Genomic DNA, 16,160 nt, shown 5'->3' on the forward strand with positions numbered 1-16,160 from the left:
GATCAGGTGCGGGGCGCTACTCGACGCGAGCCGAGGACTTTCTTGTGCGGGGAACCCCCCGACTCCGTGTCAGCCTCGCGGATTGCTGACCACGACGCCGAGACGAGATACACCTGGCTCACAAGGTTGAACCAGATCAACAATCCGATGATGATGGCAAACGACGCCAGCACCGGATTGTTTCCGGAACGTGCCAGAAGTTCGGTGCTGAAGAACTGCAGGACCGTGGTGCCGACACCCGCCAGCACCACTCCCTCCAGGAACGCGCGGCGCCCCAGCTTCAGGCCACCGGCAATCCTGAACAGCACGGCCGCCGTCGCGCAGTTCAGCAGGAGCGGAACCACAATCTTCACGGTGGCCGCTATGGGCTCGGTGACGCCCTCGTCCAGGTTGAGCAAAGCGATGAACCAGTCGGCCGCCGTACCAAAGACGAGCGAGACGCCTGCGCTGATGACAAGGATGACGCCGAGGAGCAGCAAGGTGCTGGCATCAATGAGTTTTTGAAGGATGGGGTTGCGTACCAAAGGGTCAGCTTCCATGACCCCCCGGAGCCCTTCCCTGATGCTGGCGATCCAGCCCAGGGAGACGAATATCGTCACAACCGCTGCGATGAGGGCCGTCCATCCAAGTCCGGACGGGTTGAGCAAGGATTGTGGATCCACCAGTCCTTCGCCGCCGTCCACCTGCAGGAGTCCGGGGGCAGCCGCTGCAACACTGTCGATGACGGCGTCCTGCAGGGCAGGGTTGCCACCCAACACGATCCCTGCGATGGCGAAGCCGGTGGTGAGCAAACCAGTCACGGAGAAGAACATGTTGAAGCCGATACCGGCCGCCAGGAGTGGCCCGTGCTGGCGCGTGTAGTGCTGAAAGGAGCGCAGGGCACGGATCGTGTTAAGCCTGGCGAGGACGAGCGCAAAGAATGCGCCGGCTTTCTTTGGCAGTCCCCCGCCCGTGCGCTTCGCAGAGCCCCATTCCTGCCTCTTGCGGAGAAGCTGGAGTTTGAGTTTTGCCAGCTCAGTGGGCAGCGGAGGAACGTCCGCCTCTGTGGCTTGGATCCGTTTGCTGTTCCTCGTCAGTATCGCCGCCAAAGTCGAGCTCTTCCCGTAGCTGCCAAATTCCATTGGTGTCGTGCTCGTAAAGTCCCATGCTAACCACAGGGAAGGTCGCGCGGTAATCTCTGAGAACCGTTTCGGCCTCGTCAAGGTTTTCCTGGGCAACATCGTGAGCCACAGTGACGTGCGGGTGGTACGGGAAAGGGAGCATCCGTTCAAGCGGACCGCTTTGAAGTTTCTCGTGCAATTGCACGCACTCTTCGAAGCCTTCTTCCACGTTAACGAACACCACCGGCGAGATGGGACGGAAAGAACCCGTGCCGGAAATGGTGATGTTGAACGGCTCCTGAGTCCGCGCAACTTCCCTGACGTGTTCGCGGGTAGCGCCCCAGTCCTGGGTGGGTGTGGTGGTGATCAGGGTAATGTGCGCAGGAATGACCTCTGCCATCGGATCGCCGAAAGAGGCCCTCCATTCCTGGAGTTCACGGGCGATCTCGGGCGGGAACCCCAGGATGACACCGACGCACATGGTGTCACCGGTGCCGCAATCGGTCCCGGTAGCAGCGGGCTGGCGGGAGTCGTCCGGACCGGCACCCTGACGGGTGCCGGTGGTGACATTGAGCTGGCCAGCGGAGCACATGGGCTTAGCGGACTCCCTGGATTCCGTGGGAGGCCTGGCCGCGGTACGGCAGGAATCCGACCTTGGAGTAGACGTCCGCGAGGGTTGCGGCAGCGATTTCACGGGCCTTGTCCGCGCCGAGGGCCAGGAGCCGATCCAGTTCCGCAGGATCGGCCAGGAGTATGTTGGCACGCTCCCGGATGGGCGCCAGGTGACCGGAGACGAGTTCAGCCAGGTCGACCTTCAGGTGTCCGTACATCTTGCCCTGGTAGTCCGCCACGATCTTTTCCACCGGTGTGCCGCTGATGGCTGAGTAGATGGTCAGCAGATTGGAAACGCCCGGCTTGTTCTCGCGGTCGTACCGGATCTCCGTCTCGGTGTCCGTGACGGCTGACTTGATGCGCTTGGCGACGGTCTTGGGATCGTCCAGGAGGTTGATCAGGCCGGCCGGCGACTCCGCAGACTTGGACATCTTGGCGTTGGGATTCTGGAGATCGTAGATCTTGGCCGATTCCTTCTGGATGAAGGCCTCAGGCACTTGGAATGTCTCGCCGAAGCGGCTGTTGAAGCGGTTGGCAAGGTCCCGGCTGAGCTCAACGTGCTGACGCTGGTCCTCGCCCACCGGAACACCGTGCGGCTGGTAGAGGAGGATGTCTGCAGCCTGCAGGATGGGGTAGGTGAACAGGCCGACACTGGCGTGGTCCGAACCCTGCTTCTGGGCCTTGTCCTTGAACTGGGTCATGCGGGCGGCTTCACCCATGCCCGTGATGCAGTTCAGGACCCACGCCAGCTGGGCGTGCTCGGGAACCTGGGACTGGACGAAGAGGGTGCACTTATCCACGTCCACGCCACCGGCGATGTACTGGGCTGCGGTGACCCGGGTGCGCCGGGCGAGTTCTGCAGGGTCCTGCGGCACTGTGATGGCGTGCAGGTCAGGAATGAAGTAGACGGCATCGTACTCTTCCTGCATCCGGACCCAGTTGACCAGGGCGCCGAGGTAGTTGCCAAGGTGCAGGGAGTCGGCGGAAGGCTGCATACCGGACAGGACCCGGTGCTTGGCGCCCACGGGGAGCTTGGTGGACGTTACGGGCTGCGGTTGGGCCGCAGCATCAGCCGATGCGCCGGTTTCAGTCGTGGTGGAACTAGTCATGGAGCAATACCTTAGGAAGCTTAGAGCCGGTAGTCGACTACCAGCGGTGCGTGGTCAGAGAAGCGGGTGTCCCACGAAGGCGCCCGGTCAACCACAGCCGAGAAGGCGGCTGCCGCGAGGTCCGGTGTGGCCAAGTGGTAGTCGATGCGCCAGCCCGTGTCAGTGTCAAAGGCCTTACCGCGCTGGGACCACCAGGTGTAGGGGCCGGCGACATTTCCTGCCAGGCCCCTGTGGACATCCCTCCATCCGATTTCTTCGCCGAGGAAGCGGTCGAAGTAGGCACGCTCCTCCGGGAGGAAGCCGGCACGTTTGACGTTGCCCTTCCAGTTCTTGATATCGAGTTCAGTGTGCCCGACGTTGAGGTCGCCAACAACCAAAGCATGGTCACTGTGTTTGGCGAGCTCAGGCAGTCGAACGGTCATGGCATCCAGGAAACGGAATTTGTCGTCCTGTTTGGGGGTTCCCACTTCACCGGAGTGCACATAGGCGCTGACAACGGAGAGAGTGGTGAACTCACCGGCAGCATTTTGCACGGTGTAGTCGGCTTCAACCCAGCGCCCGGACGTATCGAAGTAGTCGTCGCCAACGCCAATGCGGGTAGCGGTTGGCTCCTCACGGGATGCGATGGCCACGCCGGCACGGCCCTTGGCTTCGGCTTCGGTGTGGAGGATGTGCCACCCTTCACCGATGAGTTTCCTGACGATGTCATCAGGCGCCCGGACTTCCTGCAGGCAGAGAATGTCTACCTCGCGCGGCTCCAGCCATTCCGCCATGCCATTCTTGTAGGCAGCCCGGAGGCCATTGACGTTTACTGATGCGATGCGAAGGAAGTCCTTCTTCAATGCCGTACTCACCCGGTCCACTCTAGTCGATGATGGTGCCGGCCACGGGCTCGTCCGAGCCGCCGGAAGACTTGATCATGTCCCGCGCATTCGTCGCCGTAATGGCAATGGTTTCCAGCGCACGGTTGATAGTGTCCTGGTCCGCCGTTGCGCCTTTGGCCCGTTCCTCATCCACCACGCGGACCTGCACCTGGACAATCTTGAATGAATGGTCCAGTTTGAGGTCCCGCACCTCATCAGCTTTGCTGCGTTCGGCAACAACGCGCGTGCCTCCACTGTCAGCAGCGGACGACGACGGCGCGCGGCCGGCTGCGGCATTGAACGCATTTTGCGCTTCGGTCAACTTGGCACCGGCCCGCTGCGCGGCCTTGCGAATACTCACCACCACAAACGTTGCCAAAGCCAGCCAGCCGAAAGCGATGACAGCAACAACCCAGCCCACCACGTCATTCTGGTTGGCCGCGAAGATGACGGCCACCAGGAAGGCAATGATGACAACTGTCATCCCCAGGCCACCGATGCGGAAGCCCTTGAAGATGCCTTTGCCGGCGGGAGACGTGGACGGGTGCGGGTCACCGAGAGATTGCATGTACCCATTCTCTCAAATGAGCAACGGTGCCCTGTCCGCTTCCACGGACGGCGAACAAGGGCTCCAAGGGCCACCAAACGCTGCGGGCGCCCCTCTATGGCTATGCCCTTCCTCTGGGTATGCTCGCCTCATGAGCACCGTTGAAGATCGCCCAGATGTACAAATCCTCAAGGTTCACGAGTGCTGGAGGCTGCTGCGTTCCTCGTCGTTGGGGCGCTTGGCTTTGACCACCGGGGACGGCCCCGAGATCTTTCCGGTCAACTATTTTCCGGAGGACGGCACTCTCATCCTCCGTACCGCTCCTGGGACAAAGATGGATGCATTGTTGGGCAATGAGCCTGTGGCTTTGGAAGCGGACGGCTTCAACGCCTATGGAACCATCGCGTGGAGCGTGATAGCCAAGGGGCTTGCGGAAGCGATTCCCGCGGATGACCCCAGCCAGCAAAGTGCGGCCCACGAGCTCACGCCCTGGGAACCCGGGACCAAGGATCACCTTTTCCGCATCACACCAACAGTGTTGTCAGGGCGGCGTTTTGTCATCAACGATTCACAACGATGGTGGCCTGCCCGGGAACCGTAAGAATGTGCCTCGTGCCAGTCCATACTTCAGCGACCGTACATGAGAGGAAACCATGACAGATTCCACGGAAACCACCGGTTCTCCCCAGCACCAAAGCGACCCGACCTTGGCATTCGATGACTGCTGGGACCTGCTGGCGGCTGCAACCATCGGCCGCATTGGTTTGGTGGTGGATGACCACCCGGAGATCTTTCCTGTAAATTACGTTCTGTTTCAAAGGCATCTCGTATTCCGCAGCAGCCCTGGCAGGAAGCTGTGGGGAGCATTGGCTTCCCGGCCGGGGGTTCTGGAAATCGATGGGTACGATGCCCCCAGCGGGGAAGCATGGAGCGTGGTTGCCCGGGGCGAAACGGAGCTCATGACAGACCCCGACGAGATCGCACAGGTGAACGCATTGGGTCTTGAACCCTGGCAACCCGGAGCCAAGGACAACTACATCCGGCTGGTGCCCCGGGCTTTGACGGGACGAAGGTTCAAAGTCAACGCACCGGATGTGTGGAAGACCAGGACCAACGACCCCCGGCGGGCCTCGTTCGAATAAGGTCCTCACTTGAGGAACAGCTGGCGCAGCCTTCCCGTGGTCAGCATGATGCCGAGGGCGATCATCACCACGTAATAGCCCACATGAATGGCCGTGGCCGGGCTGAACGAGCCCACGCTGATCTGCCGCAGCAGCTCCACTCCGTGCCACAGGGGCATGGCCTGAATGAACCACTGGATGACCTGCGGGTACACGCTGAGCGGGTAAAAGGTGGCACTGAAAAGGAACATGGGCAGCAGGAAGAAGTTGATCCAGTCCATCTGCTGGAAGGTCTTCATGAAGCTGGTGATACCCATCCCGAAGCTCGCGAAGCCGAAGGCGATCAACACCGAGGCTGGAATGACCAGGATGGCCCACCAGGTGGTAATCAGTCCCATCACTCCCATGACAGCGGTGAATCCCGTGGCGTACAACAGCCCCCGAAGGAGGGCCAGGAAAATCTCGCCGATCGCCACGTCAAGTGGCCCCAAGGAGGTGTAGAGCATCCCTTGGTACAGCTTGGCGAAGTTCATCTTGAAGAAGACATTCCACGTCGAGTCATAAATGGCCCCATTCATGGCGGAGACGGCCAACAGTGCCGGGGCAATGTAGGCGGCGTAGCTGATTTCCTCACCACCTGGGCCCTGAACCGTTCCCACAATCGAGCCCATGCCCACACCCATGGCAAGCAGGAACAGCACAGGTTCGAAGAATCCGGAGACCATCACCAGCCACGTACTGCTCTTGGCCGCCATGAGCCCACGACCCACAACAGCCTTCGCATTGCGCGAGTACAGCGAACCGAACTTACGTTCGCGGGCAAGGTCGGTGGCGCTGTGGCCACCTGTCAGGACACTCATGAACCCATCCTTTTCACAAACTGGCGGCGCACCAGAACCCAGCCCACCGTTGCCGTCGCCACCAGGTACACCACGTGGGTGATGGTCAACAGCGGGTTCTGGTCCATCCCGTAGGTGAATACCCTGCCCAGCTCAGTTCCATGCCATACCGGTGAAATCCAGCCGATCCAGCGGACCGCTACCGGCAGGGAATCCAGCGGAAAGAATGTCCCCGAGAACAGGAACAGCGGCATCACGATGAAGCGCTGCACCAAAGCGAACTGCCCTTTGTCCTGTTTGATGCTGGCCGCATAAGCCATGAGCGGGAGCCCGAAGGACAACGCCGCCACCGTGGCCACGATGGCTGCCACCCAACCCCATGGGCTGGGTGAAGCCCCAAACAGTGCCACCACCACGAAGTAGACCACCGACTGCAGCAGGAACCTCACCGTGCTGGCCATGATGTGGCCGCTGGCAATCTGCTGCGGAATCAGTGGCGAGGCATGTGGACCGTAGAACACGCGGCGCCATTTAAAGCCATCCATGATGGGGTAGGAAAATTCTCCGGACGCGGTCATCACTGCCGCTGAGACCAATAGGGCCGGAGCCACGAACTCCAGGTAGCTGACGCCACCGAACGCTGCCTCGCTGTTGGCATCCACCAAGCTGGCGAGACCGACTCCCATGGCGAAGAGGTACGCCACCGGCTGGCCCACGCTATACAGGACGACGGACCAGCCGTAGTTCCGCATGACACGGAGGACCTGCTCCGCGTAGAAGAACGAACCCCAGCGTCGCGCCCTGGCAGCCGAAACCTCAGGTGAGTGGGCTCGCAAGGGACGCTCCGCCGTCGTGATCGGTTTGTCGGTGCCGCTAGTCAACAAGGCTCCTCCCCGTCAGCCGCAGGAACACGTCCTCCAGCGACGAGCGGCGCACCAACGATGTCAGTGGCCGCAGCCCACGCGCAGTGACCTGCTCCAGCGCGGCCTCGCCGTCATGCGCGTAGATAAGTACGCGGTCAGGCAGCGTCTCCAGCCGCTCACCGATGCCGTGAAGTTCGACGCCGATTGTCGCGTTCCGCTCGGACCCGAACCTAAGCTCCAGTACTTCGCGCGACGAGTGTTCACGGATGAGGTTGGCCGGGGAGCCTTCGGCCATGATGCGGCCTTTGTCCACCACGATCAGGCGGTCGCACAGTTGCTCGGCCTCATCCATGTAATGCGTAGTGAGGATGAGCGTCACACCACTTTCCTTGAGCCGGAACAGCCGGTCCCAGAGGATGTGGCGGGCTTGGGGATCCAGGCCGGTGGTGGGCTCATCCAGCAGGAGGATCCGTGGCTCGTTGATGAGGGAACGGGCGATGGTGAGGCGGCGCTTCATGCCACCGGAGAGGGCGTCCACCTTGGAATTGGCTTTGTCCGTCAGCTGCGCGAATTCCAGGAGCTCGTCCGCTTTGGGCCGCAGGTAGCTCAGTGGCAGGCCGAAGTATCGCCCGTAGACGATCAGGTTTTCCCGGACTTTGAGTTCTTCATCCAGATTGTCCTGCTGCGGTACGACGCCCAAGTGCGCCCTCACTTCAGGGCCGTGGGATTCGGGGTCCAGGCCCATGATGGTGAGCGATCCTGAGGTGCGCTGGGAGACGCCGCCGATCATTTTCATGGTGGTGGACTTGCCCGCGCCGTTGGGGCCCAGCAGCCCGAAGGACTCCCCCGCCGGTACGTCGAAGGAGATGTTGTCCACGGCGGTGAGGTCACCGTAAGCCTTGGTGAGATTCCGCGCGCTGATGACGGTGGGTCGGTTCATGTCAAAACTGACTTGCGACGATTCTGACGGTGTTGGCGACGGTGTAGGAGAGCGGGTTGCTTCATTGTGCACCCTCAGCAGACTAGTAGCACCCACTGACATGTGAAAGGGCTCTTGCAGATATTTTGCAAGAGCCCTCTCATTTAGAACGTGTGAATTTAGGCGATGCCAGCCTGGCGCTCAGCGCTCTCCACAACATTCGCGAGCAGCATGGCGCGGGTCATCGGACCTACGCCGCCCGGGTTCGGGGACAGCCAGGCGGCGACGTCGGCAGCTGCCGGGTCCACATCTCCGGTGACAACAGCCTTACCGTTGCCGTCGTCCACACGGCTGACGCCGACGTCGAGCACTACTGCGCCCGGCTTGAGGTCTTCAGCCTTGATCATGTGCGGCACTCCGGCGGCGGCAATCACGACGTCGGCCTGCTTGAGTTCCGCGGGCAGGTCCACCGTGCCGGTGTGGGCCAGGATCACCGTGGCGTTGACTTCCTTGCGGGTCAGCAGCAGACCGATGGGGCGGCCGATGGTGACGCCGCGGCCAACCACCAGGACACGCTTGCCCTTGAGTTCGATGTTGTGGCGCCGCAGCAACTCCACACAGCCCTTGGGCGTGCAGGGCAGCGGAGACTTCATCTCGCCGTTCACATTGGCCACCAGGCGGCCAAGGTTCATGGGGTGCAGTCCGTCGGCGTCCTTATCCGGGTCCATGGCTTCCAGGATGACGTCCTGGTCAATGTGCTTGGGAAGGGGCAACTGGACGATGTAGCCGGTGCATTCCGGGTTGTCGTTCAGCTCACGGACAACCTCCAGGAGGTCCTCCTGGGAAATGTCTTCGGGGAGGTCTCGGCGGATGGACTGGATGCCAACCTCGGCGCAGTCCTTGTGCTTGCCGCCGACGTACCAGGTGCTGCCGGGGTCCGAGCCCACCAGGATGGTGCCCAGGCCGGGGACGATTCCCTTGGCGGCCAGGACGGAAACGCGAGTGGTCAGTTCTGCCTTGATGGCTGCGGCGGTGGCCTTGCCGTCGAGGATCTGTGCGGTGGACTGTGTCATTCCATCTGCTCTTTCTGGTGGGTGACCTGTGTGGGGAAGCCTCATAGGTGGCTCATGCCAACGGGACCCGCCGCCGTAGGTGTGGCGGCGGATCCCGTCGACTCCGGTTCAATGACCGGGCATTGCTTGTTGATCCGCGGGAGCGTGGGTTACCACTGCTCGTGCTGCGGGTACAGCGGGAAGTCAGCGGCCAGTTTGTCGACGCGGGCCTGGAGGCTTTCGACGTCGGCTGAGGAACCTGCCTTGAGCGCCGTAGCGATGATCTCGGCAACCTCGGTGAACTCGGTTGCACCGAATCCGCGGGTAGCCAGGGCAGGGGTGCCGATGCGGAGGCCGGAGGTGACCATCGGCGGGCGGGGGTCGAACGGAACAGCGTTGCGGTTCACGGTGATGCCCACCGAGTGCAGGAGGTCTTCTGCCTGCTGACCGTCCAGCTGCGAGTTGCGCAGGTCCACCAGGACCAGGTGAACGTCGGTACCGCCGGTGAGGACAGAGACGCCGGCCTCGGCAACATCGGACTGGTTCAGGCGGTCAGCGATGATCCTGGCACCTTCGAGGACACGCTCCTGGCGCTCCTTGAACTCTTCGCCGCCGGCGATCTTGAAAGCAACAGCCTTGGCGGCGATCACGTGCATGAGCGGCCCGCCCTGCTGGCCGGGGAAGACGCTGGAGTTGAGCTTCTTGGCCCACTCCTGCTTGCCAAGGATCACACCGGAACGGGGGCCGGCCAGGGTCTTGTGGACCGTGGAGGTGACGACGTCGGAGTACGGCACCGGGTTGGGGTGCAGTCCTGCTGCAACCAGGCCGGCGAAGTGCGCCATGTCCGTCCAGAGGAGCGCGCCGACTTCGTCAGCGATGGAGCGGAAGGCAGCGAAGTCCAGCTGGCGGGGGTACGCGGACCAACCGGCAATGATGACCTGCGGCTTCTCGGCAATGGCCTGCTCGCGCAGCTTGTCCATGTCGATCCGGAAGTTGTCCTCCTCAACCTGGTAGGCAGCTACGTTGTAGAGCTTGCCGGAGAAGTTGAGCTTCATGCCGTGGGTCAGGTGTCCACCGTGTGCAAGGGACAGGCCCAGGATCTTGTCGCCCGGGGTGATCATCGCGGACAGCGCAGCAGCGTTTGCCTGCGCACCGGAGTGCGGCTGGACGTTCGCGTACTCAGCGCCGAAGAGTTCCTTGACGCGGTCGATCGCAAGCTGCTCGGCGACGTCGACGTACTCACAACCGCCGTAGTAGCGGCGGCCCGGGTAGCCCTCGGCGTACTTGTTGGTCAGGACGGAGCCCTGGGCTTCCATGACGGCGCGGGGAGCGAAGTTCTCCGATGCGATCATTTCCAGGGTGCCGCGCTGGCGGCCAAGTTCCTGGTTGAGGACTGCTGCAATCTCGGGATCGAGATCGGCGAGCGACTGGTTGCTGACAGACGCGGAAGTGGTTGTGGTAGTCACGGAATTCTCCTGGCTAGGCAACGGGTGGTGCTACAGGTCAGGCTACCGGCAGCAGCATTCCCGCGTCCCCTTTTTTGACGGAGGGATCGGTCACGTGCGTGCAGCGGTAAGACATGACCCTCGGCCCAGGCGTACGATCCGTGGTCTTCATGATTGCCGCTCCCTGGTGGTAGTCCACCCAACGCCAGTTGCGACCCGTTAACAGTACAACAACGCGGCACAGGTAGGCTTGATCGTGTGACTGACTCCACCGCTTTCGTTGTAACACTCTCCTGCCCCGACCGCCCCGGCATCGTCCATGCCGTCGCGGGAGCATTGCTTGAGGCCGGCTGCAATATTGCCGACTCCCAGCAGTACGGAAGCCCCAGCACCGGCAACTTTTTCATGCGCGTGGAGGCAACGACGTCGAACTCCCAGGCGGAACTGACGGCCGCACTGAAGCCGGTGGCCGAATCCTTCGGAATGACCTGGCAGATCAACCCCGTGGGCGAAAAGGTCCGCACCATCATCCTGTGCTCCAAAGACGCACACTGCCTCAACGATCTGTTGTTCCAGCAGCGCACCGGCACCTTGCCTATTGACGTTCCGGCCATCGTGTCCAATCACCGTGACCTTGAGCCGCTGGCAGAGTTCTACGGCATCCCGTTCCACCACATTCCGGTGACCCCCGAAACCAAGCCACAGGCCGAGGCTCAGCTGCTGAAACTGATCACCGAACACGATGCTGAACTCACCGTCCTGGCACGCTACATGCAGGTCCTCTCCAACGATCTGTGCACGGAACTGAACGGTAAGGCCATCAATATCCACCACTCGTTCCTCCCCTCATTCAAGGGCGCCAAGCCGTACCACCAAGCCCATGCGCGCGGCGTGAAGATCATCGGTGCGACGGCCCACTATGTGACCGCAGACCTCGACGAGGGTCCGATCATCGAGCAGGAAGTCATCCGCGTTGACCACGCCCGCACGGCCGCCCAGTTCGTCCAGATGGGCCGCGATGTGGAGGGCCGCACGCTGGCTCAGGCGGTCCAGTGGCACGCCGAACACCGGGTTCTCCTGGACGGCACCCGCACCGTGGTGTTCAACTAACACCGCTCCTATGCTGGGTTTATGCGGGGCATCCATGACGCCGACCACGAGGCTGACCTGGCTGTCTTCTACGACCGGCAGGCGCCCGTCCGGAATACCCGCGCGCTGACCCCTCACAGGGTTGACTCCCGGGAGTGGTTCATTCGTCTCTTGAAGGCCGAGCACCGGCACTCGGTGTTCGAGTTGGGCTGCGGAACCGGTGTAGAGGGTGTGGAGTTTGTCCGCGCCGGGCTGCATTACACCGGAGTTGACCTGTCCCCGGAGAGTATTCGCCTTGCCCGCTCCCACGGTCTTGACGTGTCGGTTGCCAGTGGGCGGGACCTGCCCTTTGCCTCTTCCGTTTTCCCGGCGGCATGGTCCATGAGCACCCTGCTTCATGTGCCCAACACCCGGATACACGACGTCGTCCGTGAACTTGTGCGGGTCACCTCACCTGGTGCGCCGATCGCCGTCGGACTCTGGTCGGGGGAGGATTGCGAGGTCCTGAACCCCGAGGACTTGGAGGAACCGCGGCGTTTCTTCAGCCGCCGCAGCGACGAAACCGTGCAGCGGATTTTTGGCGAACACGGCGCGGTGGAGCACTTCCGGACCTGGCCCGAGGGTGCGGGCGTGGAGTCCGGTCCCGGCGCGGGCAACTGGGTGCAGCACTACCAGTTCCTGGTCCTCCGCACCCCCTCACCCAACTAGCTCGCAGCTGAGCGCGTTTTGAGCCCTCATAACGCGCTCTGCTGCGACTCAGTTGGGTGCGGGGGTGACTTAGGCTGGCTTTATGGCTCCCTCATACACTTTCGCCGGGGACACTCCGGCCATCCATGAATCCGCCTTCGTGGCGCCCACCGCATCCATCATCGGCAAGGCCACGTTGGCCCAGGACTCCAGCGCCTTCTATGGCGTCTCCGTCCGCGCAGATACATCTGCGATCAGTGTGGGCGCGGGGTCCAACCTGCAGGACAACGTAGTCCTGCATGCCGACCCCGGTTTTCCCTGCAGAGTCGGCGAGCGCGTTTCTGTAGGGCACAGCGCGGTGGTCCATGGGTGCACTGTGGAGGACGACTGCCTGATCGGCATGAGTGCAACCATCCTCAACGGCGCGGTGATCGGATCAGGCTCGCTCATTGCTGCCGGGGCGGTGGTTCTGGAAGGCACAGTCATTCCCCCGCGATCCCTAGTGGCAGGCGTGCCCGCGAAGGTCCGCCGGGAGCTGACTGATGAAGAGTTCGAGGGCGTGAAGCACAACGCCGCGCACTACAAGGAGCTCGCTGCTGCGCACCGGGACATGCACGCCTAAAGTCGAAATGCGGGGCCCGCTCTGCGCACTAACCCGGGGGTTTAGTGTGCAGAGCGGGCCCCGCAACGTAAGAGACTAGTCCAGGGAGATGGGGCCGAGCTCGTCCAGCAGGTCTCCCGGTCCGGGGTTGCCGGCAGCGGACGTGCCACCGAGGTGGTTCACCACTCCCCACACGGCGTTAAGGCCAGTGGTCACGGCGCCCTCTGCCCAGCCCGCGGTAAAGGACACGTCGTCGCCAGCGAGGAAGATGCCGCGCTGGTGCTCCGGCAGCTGGTCCTGCTTGAAGTGGGTGAAGAGCCTCTGCTGGTACCGGTAGTGGCCGGGCAGGTTTGCCTTGAAGGCGCCCATGAAGTTGGGGTCGGCTTCCCAAGACACGGTGATCGGCTGCCCCACAATGTGGCTGGCAATGTCCACGCCCGGGTAGATCTGCTCCAGCGAGTGCAGCATGAGCTTCACGCGTTCCTCGGCGCTCAGGGCCAACCACTTCAGGGCGTCATCATTCCATGTGTAGGACAGGAGCATCACGGCGGGCTTGTCCGGGCCGTCGTCGAGCAAATACGTCGCCCGGTTGAGGCGGTCGGTGAGCGTCATGGAGAGGACTTCGCGGCCCGTTTCCGGGTCGATGTCCTTCCAGAACGGGCGGTCCACCATGACGAATGTCTTGGAAGACTGCATGTAGTGCGAGCGCTCGATCGCCGTCCACAGTTCTGCAGGGAACAGCGCTTCCTCGGTGTGGATGCGTGTGGACAGCAGCCAGGACTGGCAGGTGGTCACTACGGCCGGGTACGTGGCCTCGCGCCCCCAATTTTCGCGGACCAGGAGGTCTCCGTTATCCGCCCGGCGGATGTTGTCCACGGCTCCGCGCGGCGAACCGGAGTGCAGGGATGCCAGCGAGGTGCCTTCCGGCCAGTACTTAAGGCCCGACGGCGCGTGGTTCCAGAGTGCCTCGGGGAGCCTTTGCGCTCCTCCCGCGATGGAGCGGTGCTGGTCGTCGGCGTCGGTGTAGACCACTCGAAGGATTTCGAGGATGGAGTTGGGGAAGTCGGTGTCCCAGCCGCCGGTGCCGAACCCCACTTGGCCGAACGCCTCGCGGTGCGCAAAGCCGGCTTCCTTGAAGGACTTGCTGGCGGCAATGAAGCCATAGAAGGTCTGCTCATCCAACTCTGGAAGGAGTGCGTTCCACAGTTCCTTGATCCGCTTGGTGTCGCGGGCCTTGATGGCTTCCTGCATTTCGGCGAAGGCCGCGCCATCGTTCACGGCTGCCTTCCAGGCGTCGGCCACTTCGAGGAAGAACTCCGGCAGCTCATCAGCCGTGGTGGCGTAGTGCTTCTTGCCCGCGAGTTCAATCACGGTGGAAGAAGTTGCCGGCGCCATGGGATTGGGGAACTCGTTGGTATCCAGGCCCAGCAGGTCCACGTAGTGGTAGAAGGCCTTGCCGGACACCGGGAAGCGCATGCCGCCAAGGTCGGCCACAACACCGGGAGCAGACGGGAAGCTGGCAGTCCGCAGACGTCCACCGATCTGGTCGGCCTCGTAGATGACCGGCTTGAGGCCAAGCTTCATGAGTTCGTACGCGGTCACCAGGCCGGACAGTCCGGCGCCGATGATGGCCACTTCCGTTCCGTACAGCTCCTCGGGGACTGAGCCCAACCCGTCGGGGTGTGCCAGGTAATGGTCGTAGCTGAACGGGAAGTCCGGGTTCAGCATGGTGATGGGGGCAGCGGCGGCCTCACCCGAAGTGACCTCGGCGAGAGGGAGTTCTGTGGCAATGGTCATGAGTTTTCTGCTTTCACAGGTTCCGGGCTCACGGCCCTGGTGGTTAGATCACGGTAGTCCTGCTCGCTGAGCGCGGCTACCTTGGAGTTTCGGCGTCCATAGCCGAAGTAGATGGCAATGCCCACGAGCATCCAAACCCCGAAGGTGATCCACGTGTCGGCGCCGAGGTTGAGCATCAGATACGCACACATCAGCGTGCCCAGGATCGGTGTGATCGGGTACAGCGGAACCCGGAAGCTCCGCTCAAGATCGGGGCGGTTGCGGCGCAGGTAGATGACGGCCACATTGACCAGGGCGAAGGCAAAGAGCGTGCCGATGCTGGTGGCGTCCGCCAGCGCACCAAGCGGCACCAGGCCTGCGGTGAGGGCGACGGCGGTACCTATGATCAGCGTGCCGGCCACCGGGGTGCCGGTTCGGCGGGAAACGCGGCCAAAGATTTTGGGCACCATTCCGTCGCGGGACATGGAGAGCATGATGCGCGTTTGGCCGTAAAGCACCGTAAGTACGATGCTTGCGATCGCCAGCACAGCGCCGACAGAGAACACCAAGGCGATCCAGGGCTGGCCGGTGATCTCGTGAAGGATCTGTACCAAGGCAGCTTCGGTACCGTCGAACCAGTTCCAGGGGCGGGCGCCGATGGCTGCTACAGCAACCAGGACGTAGATGCTGGTGACGATCACCATGGAAAGCATGATGGCCCGGGGCAGGTCACGCTTAGGGTTCCGGGCTTCCTCACCAGCTGTGGAGGCGGCGTCAAACCCGATGTAGGAGAAGAAGACGCTGGACGCTGCGGCGGAAACACCGGCAGCACCCATGGGCAGCAGCGGCTCGAAGTTGCCTGCGTTGAAAGCGGTGAAGGCGACGGCGCAGAAGAAGATCAGGATGCCCACCTTGATGATGACAATGGCGGTGTTGATCCATGCGCTCTCGCGGGCGCCCCGGACCAGCAGAACCATGGCCAGGACTACGATCACCATGGCCGGTACGTTCACCAAGCCCCCGTCTCCTGGCGGCTGGCTCATGGCATCGGGCAGGACCTGGCCGAACGCGGCAAGGGTCTCGTTCACGTATTGCCCGGCGCCAACAGCAACGGCCGCCACAGAAACGGCGTATTCCAGCACAAGGCACCAACCGCAGATCCAGGCCATGCCTTCGCCCATGGTGGCGTAGGAGTAGGAGTAGGACGAGCCTGCCACCGGAACCAGCCCGGCCATTTCGGCATAAGACACGGCGGAGAGCAGCGCAGCCACACCGGCGATCACGAAGGAAATCCAGATGGCAGGTCCTGCCAGCGGCACGGACTCGCCAAGGATCACCAGAATGCCGGTGCCCAGCGTGGCACCAACGCTGATCATGGTCAGCTGGAGAACTCCGAAGCTGCGGACCAGCGGTGTTCCGCCCTCGCCGCTTCCAGCCTCGCTGACCATCTGTCCGATCGGCTTGCGGCGCAGGAGCTGCGCACCCAGGCTCGGCCTGGCAGTGCTTGCCGCTGCCGGGTTTTTAGTGTTCACAGGCA

At 62.6% G+C, this 16,160-nt stretch carries 17 protein-coding genes and 1 riboswitch; of the genes, 5 read left to right on the forward strand and 12 right to left on the reverse strand.

Annotated elements, in window-relative coordinates:
* Positions 1-2 precede the first annotated feature (2 nt).
* From EU811_RS19360 to EU811_RS19380, 5 genes are read right to left on the reverse strand one after another with little or no spacing between them, the layout of a single operon-like run.
* Entirely contained in the window at positions 3-1,088 is a 1,086-nt protein-coding gene (locus EU811_RS19360) for a YihY/virulence factor BrkB family protein (protein ID WP_142939929.1), read from the reverse strand.
* Complete coding sequence (locus tag EU811_RS19365; RefSeq protein ID WP_142939930.1) at positions 1,015-1,692, reverse strand: 2'-5' RNA ligase family protein; 678 nt, start codon at positions 1,690-1,692, stop codon at positions 1,015-1,017. The genes EU811_RS19360 and EU811_RS19365 overlap by 74 nt, the downstream gene beginning before the upstream one ends.
* Before the next feature lie 4 nt (positions 1,693-1,696).
* Positions 1,697-2,821: a tryptophan--tRNA ligase gene (gene trpS, locus EU811_RS19370; protein WP_142939931.1), complete on the reverse strand. Its 1,125-nt coding sequence runs from the start codon at positions 2,819-2,821 to the stop codon at positions 1,697-1,699.
* Between the two features lie 20 nt (positions 2,822-2,841).
* Entirely contained in the window at positions 2,842-3,675 is an 834-nt protein-coding gene (locus EU811_RS19375; RefSeq protein ID WP_142939932.1) for an exodeoxyribonuclease III, read from the reverse strand.
* 10 nt (positions 3,676-3,685) lie between these two features.
* Positions 3,686-4,252 (reverse strand): hypothetical protein, encoded by a 567-nt coding sequence (locus tag EU811_RS19380; protein WP_142939933.1) that lies wholly within the window; start codon positions 4,250-4,252, stop codon positions 3,686-3,688.
* A gap of 130 nt (positions 4,253-4,382) precedes the next feature.
* Between EU811_RS19380 and EU811_RS19385 the strand changes: the two genes are divergently transcribed.
* Together EU811_RS19385 and EU811_RS19390 are read left to right on the forward strand one after the other, a co-directional pair.
* Entirely contained in the window at positions 4,383-4,832 is a 450-nt protein-coding gene (locus tag EU811_RS19385; protein WP_142939934.1) for a pyridoxamine 5'-phosphate oxidase family protein, read from the forward strand.
* 52 nt (positions 4,833-4,884) lie between these two features.
* Positions 4,885-5,373 carry a pyridoxamine 5'-phosphate oxidase family protein gene (locus tag EU811_RS19390; protein ID WP_142939935.1) on the forward strand — a complete coding sequence of 163 codons (489 nt, stop codon included), beginning with the start codon at positions 4,885-4,887 and terminating at the stop codon, positions 5,371-5,373.
* Between the two features lie 5 nt (positions 5,374-5,378).
* On the opposite strand, the gene EU811_RS19395 is transcribed toward EU811_RS19390, so the two are convergent.
* The 5 genes from EU811_RS19395 to glyA form a co-directional block, all read right to left on the reverse strand.
* Entirely contained in the window at positions 5,379-6,212 is an 834-nt protein-coding gene (locus tag EU811_RS19395; protein WP_142939936.1) for an ABC transporter permease, read from the reverse strand.
* The gene (locus tag EU811_RS19400; protein ID WP_187697261.1) at positions 6,209-7,048 is read right to left on the reverse strand and encodes an ABC transporter permease; all 840 of its coding nucleotides are present in this window, start codon (positions 7,046-7,048) and stop codon (positions 6,209-6,211) included. The genes EU811_RS19395 and EU811_RS19400 overlap by 4 nt, the downstream gene beginning before the upstream one ends.
* 16 nt (positions 7,049-7,064) lie before the next feature.
* Positions 7,065-7,994, reverse strand: a complete 930-nt coding sequence (locus EU811_RS19405) for an ABC transporter ATP-binding protein (RefSeq protein ID WP_142939937.1) — start codon at positions 7,992-7,994, stop codon at positions 7,065-7,067.
* Between the two features lie 158 nt (positions 7,995-8,152).
* A complete protein-coding gene (locus EU811_RS19410) occupies positions 8,153-9,046 on the reverse strand; it encodes a bifunctional methylenetetrahydrofolate dehydrogenase/methenyltetrahydrofolate cyclohydrolase (protein WP_011773960.1) in 894 nt (297 codons plus the stop codon).
* A gap of 149 nt (positions 9,047-9,195) precedes the next feature.
* A complete protein-coding gene (gene glyA / locus EU811_RS19415; RefSeq protein WP_142939938.1) occupies positions 9,196-10,491 on the reverse strand; it encodes a serine hydroxymethyltransferase in 1,296 nt (431 codons plus the stop codon).
* Between the two features lie 116 nt (positions 10,492-10,607).
* A riboswitch (ZMP/ZTP riboswitch) is annotated at positions 10,608-10,693 on the reverse strand.
* 35 nt (positions 10,694-10,728) lie between these two features.
* Between glyA and purU the strand changes: the two genes are divergently transcribed.
* The 3 genes from purU to EU811_RS19430 all read left to right on the forward strand — a co-directional run bounded on the left by purU (position 10,729) and on the right by EU811_RS19430 (position 12,868).
* On the forward strand, positions 10,729-11,580 hold the full coding sequence (purU, locus tag EU811_RS19420; RefSeq protein ID WP_142939939.1) for a formyltetrahydrofolate deformylase: 852 nt from the start codon (positions 10,729-10,731) through the stop codon (positions 11,578-11,580).
* Between the two features lie 21 nt (positions 11,581-11,601).
* Positions 11,602-12,267 carry a class I SAM-dependent methyltransferase gene (locus tag EU811_RS19425; RefSeq protein WP_142939940.1) on the forward strand — a complete coding sequence of 222 codons (666 nt, stop codon included), beginning with the start codon at positions 11,602-11,604 and terminating at the stop codon, positions 12,265-12,267.
* 82 nt (positions 12,268-12,349) lie between these two features.
* The gene (locus tag EU811_RS19430) at positions 12,350-12,868 is read left to right on the forward strand and encodes a gamma carbonic anhydrase family protein (RefSeq protein ID WP_142939941.1); all 519 of its coding nucleotides are present in this window, start codon (positions 12,350-12,352) and stop codon (positions 12,866-12,868) included.
* A 75-nt stretch (positions 12,869-12,943) separates the two neighbouring features.
* Here EU811_RS19430 and EU811_RS19435 read toward each other — a convergent pair whose 3' ends face one another.
* Together EU811_RS19435 and EU811_RS19440 are read right to left on the reverse strand one after the other, a co-directional pair.
* Entirely contained in the window at positions 12,944-14,644 is a 1,701-nt protein-coding gene (locus EU811_RS19435) for a flavin monoamine oxidase family protein (protein ID WP_187697253.1), read from the reverse strand.
* The gene (locus EU811_RS19440) at positions 14,641-16,071 is read right to left on the reverse strand and encodes an amino acid permease (RefSeq protein WP_238703469.1); all 1,431 of its coding nucleotides are present in this window, start codon (positions 16,069-16,071) and stop codon (positions 14,641-14,643) included. The genes EU811_RS19435 and EU811_RS19440 overlap by 4 nt, the downstream gene beginning before the upstream one ends.
* Positions 16,072-16,160 lie beyond the last annotated feature (89 nt).

Source organism: Arthrobacter sp. TS-15, assembly GCF_006964045.1.
Classification (GTDB): domain Bacteria; phylum Actinomycetota; class Actinomycetes; order Actinomycetales; family Micrococcaceae; genus Arthrobacter.

Coding starts and splice junctions, on each gene's coding strand:
- EU811_RS19365 (WP_142939930.1), bottom strand. CDS start 1,692: ATGTGCTCCGCTGGCCAGCTCAATGTCACCACCGGCACCCGTCAGGGT.
- trpS (WP_142939931.1), bottom strand. CDS start 2,821: ATGACTAGTTCCACCACGACTGAAACCGGCGCATCGGCTGATGCTGCG.
- EU811_RS19380 (WP_142939933.1), bottom strand. CDS start 4,252: ATGCAATCTCTCGGTGACCCGCACCCGTCCACGTCTCCCGCCGGCAAA.
- EU811_RS19385 (WP_142939934.1), top strand. CDS start 4,383: ATGAGCACCGTTGAAGATCGCCCAGATGTACAAATCCTCAAGGTTCAC.
- EU811_RS19390 (WP_142939935.1), top strand. CDS start 4,885: ATGACAGATTCCACGGAAACCACCGGTTCTCCCCAGCACCAAAGCGAC.
- EU811_RS19395 (WP_142939936.1), bottom strand. CDS start 6,212: ATGAGTGTCCTGACAGGTGGCCACAGCGCCACCGACCTTGCCCGCGAA.
- EU811_RS19405 (WP_142939937.1), bottom strand. CDS start 7,994: ATGAACCGACCCACCGTCATCAGCGCGCGGAATCTCACCAAGGCTTAC.
- EU811_RS19410 (WP_011773960.1), bottom strand. CDS start 9,046: ATGACACAGTCCACCGCACAGATCCTCGACGGCAAGGCCACCGCCGCA.
- EU811_RS19425 (WP_142939940.1), top strand. CDS start 11,602: ATGCGGGGCATCCATGACGCCGACCACGAGGCTGACCTGGCTGTCTTC.
- EU811_RS19430 (WP_142939941.1), top strand. CDS start 12,350: ATGGCTCCCTCATACACTTTCGCCGGGGACACTCCGGCCATCCATGAA.
- EU811_RS19435 (WP_187697253.1), bottom strand. CDS start 14,644: ATGACCATTGCCACAGAACTCCCTCTCGCCGAGGTCACTTCGGGTGAG.
- EU811_RS19440 (WP_238703469.1), bottom strand. CDS start 16,071: ATGGTCAGCGAGGCTGGAAGCGGCGAGGGCGGAACACCGCTGGTCCGC.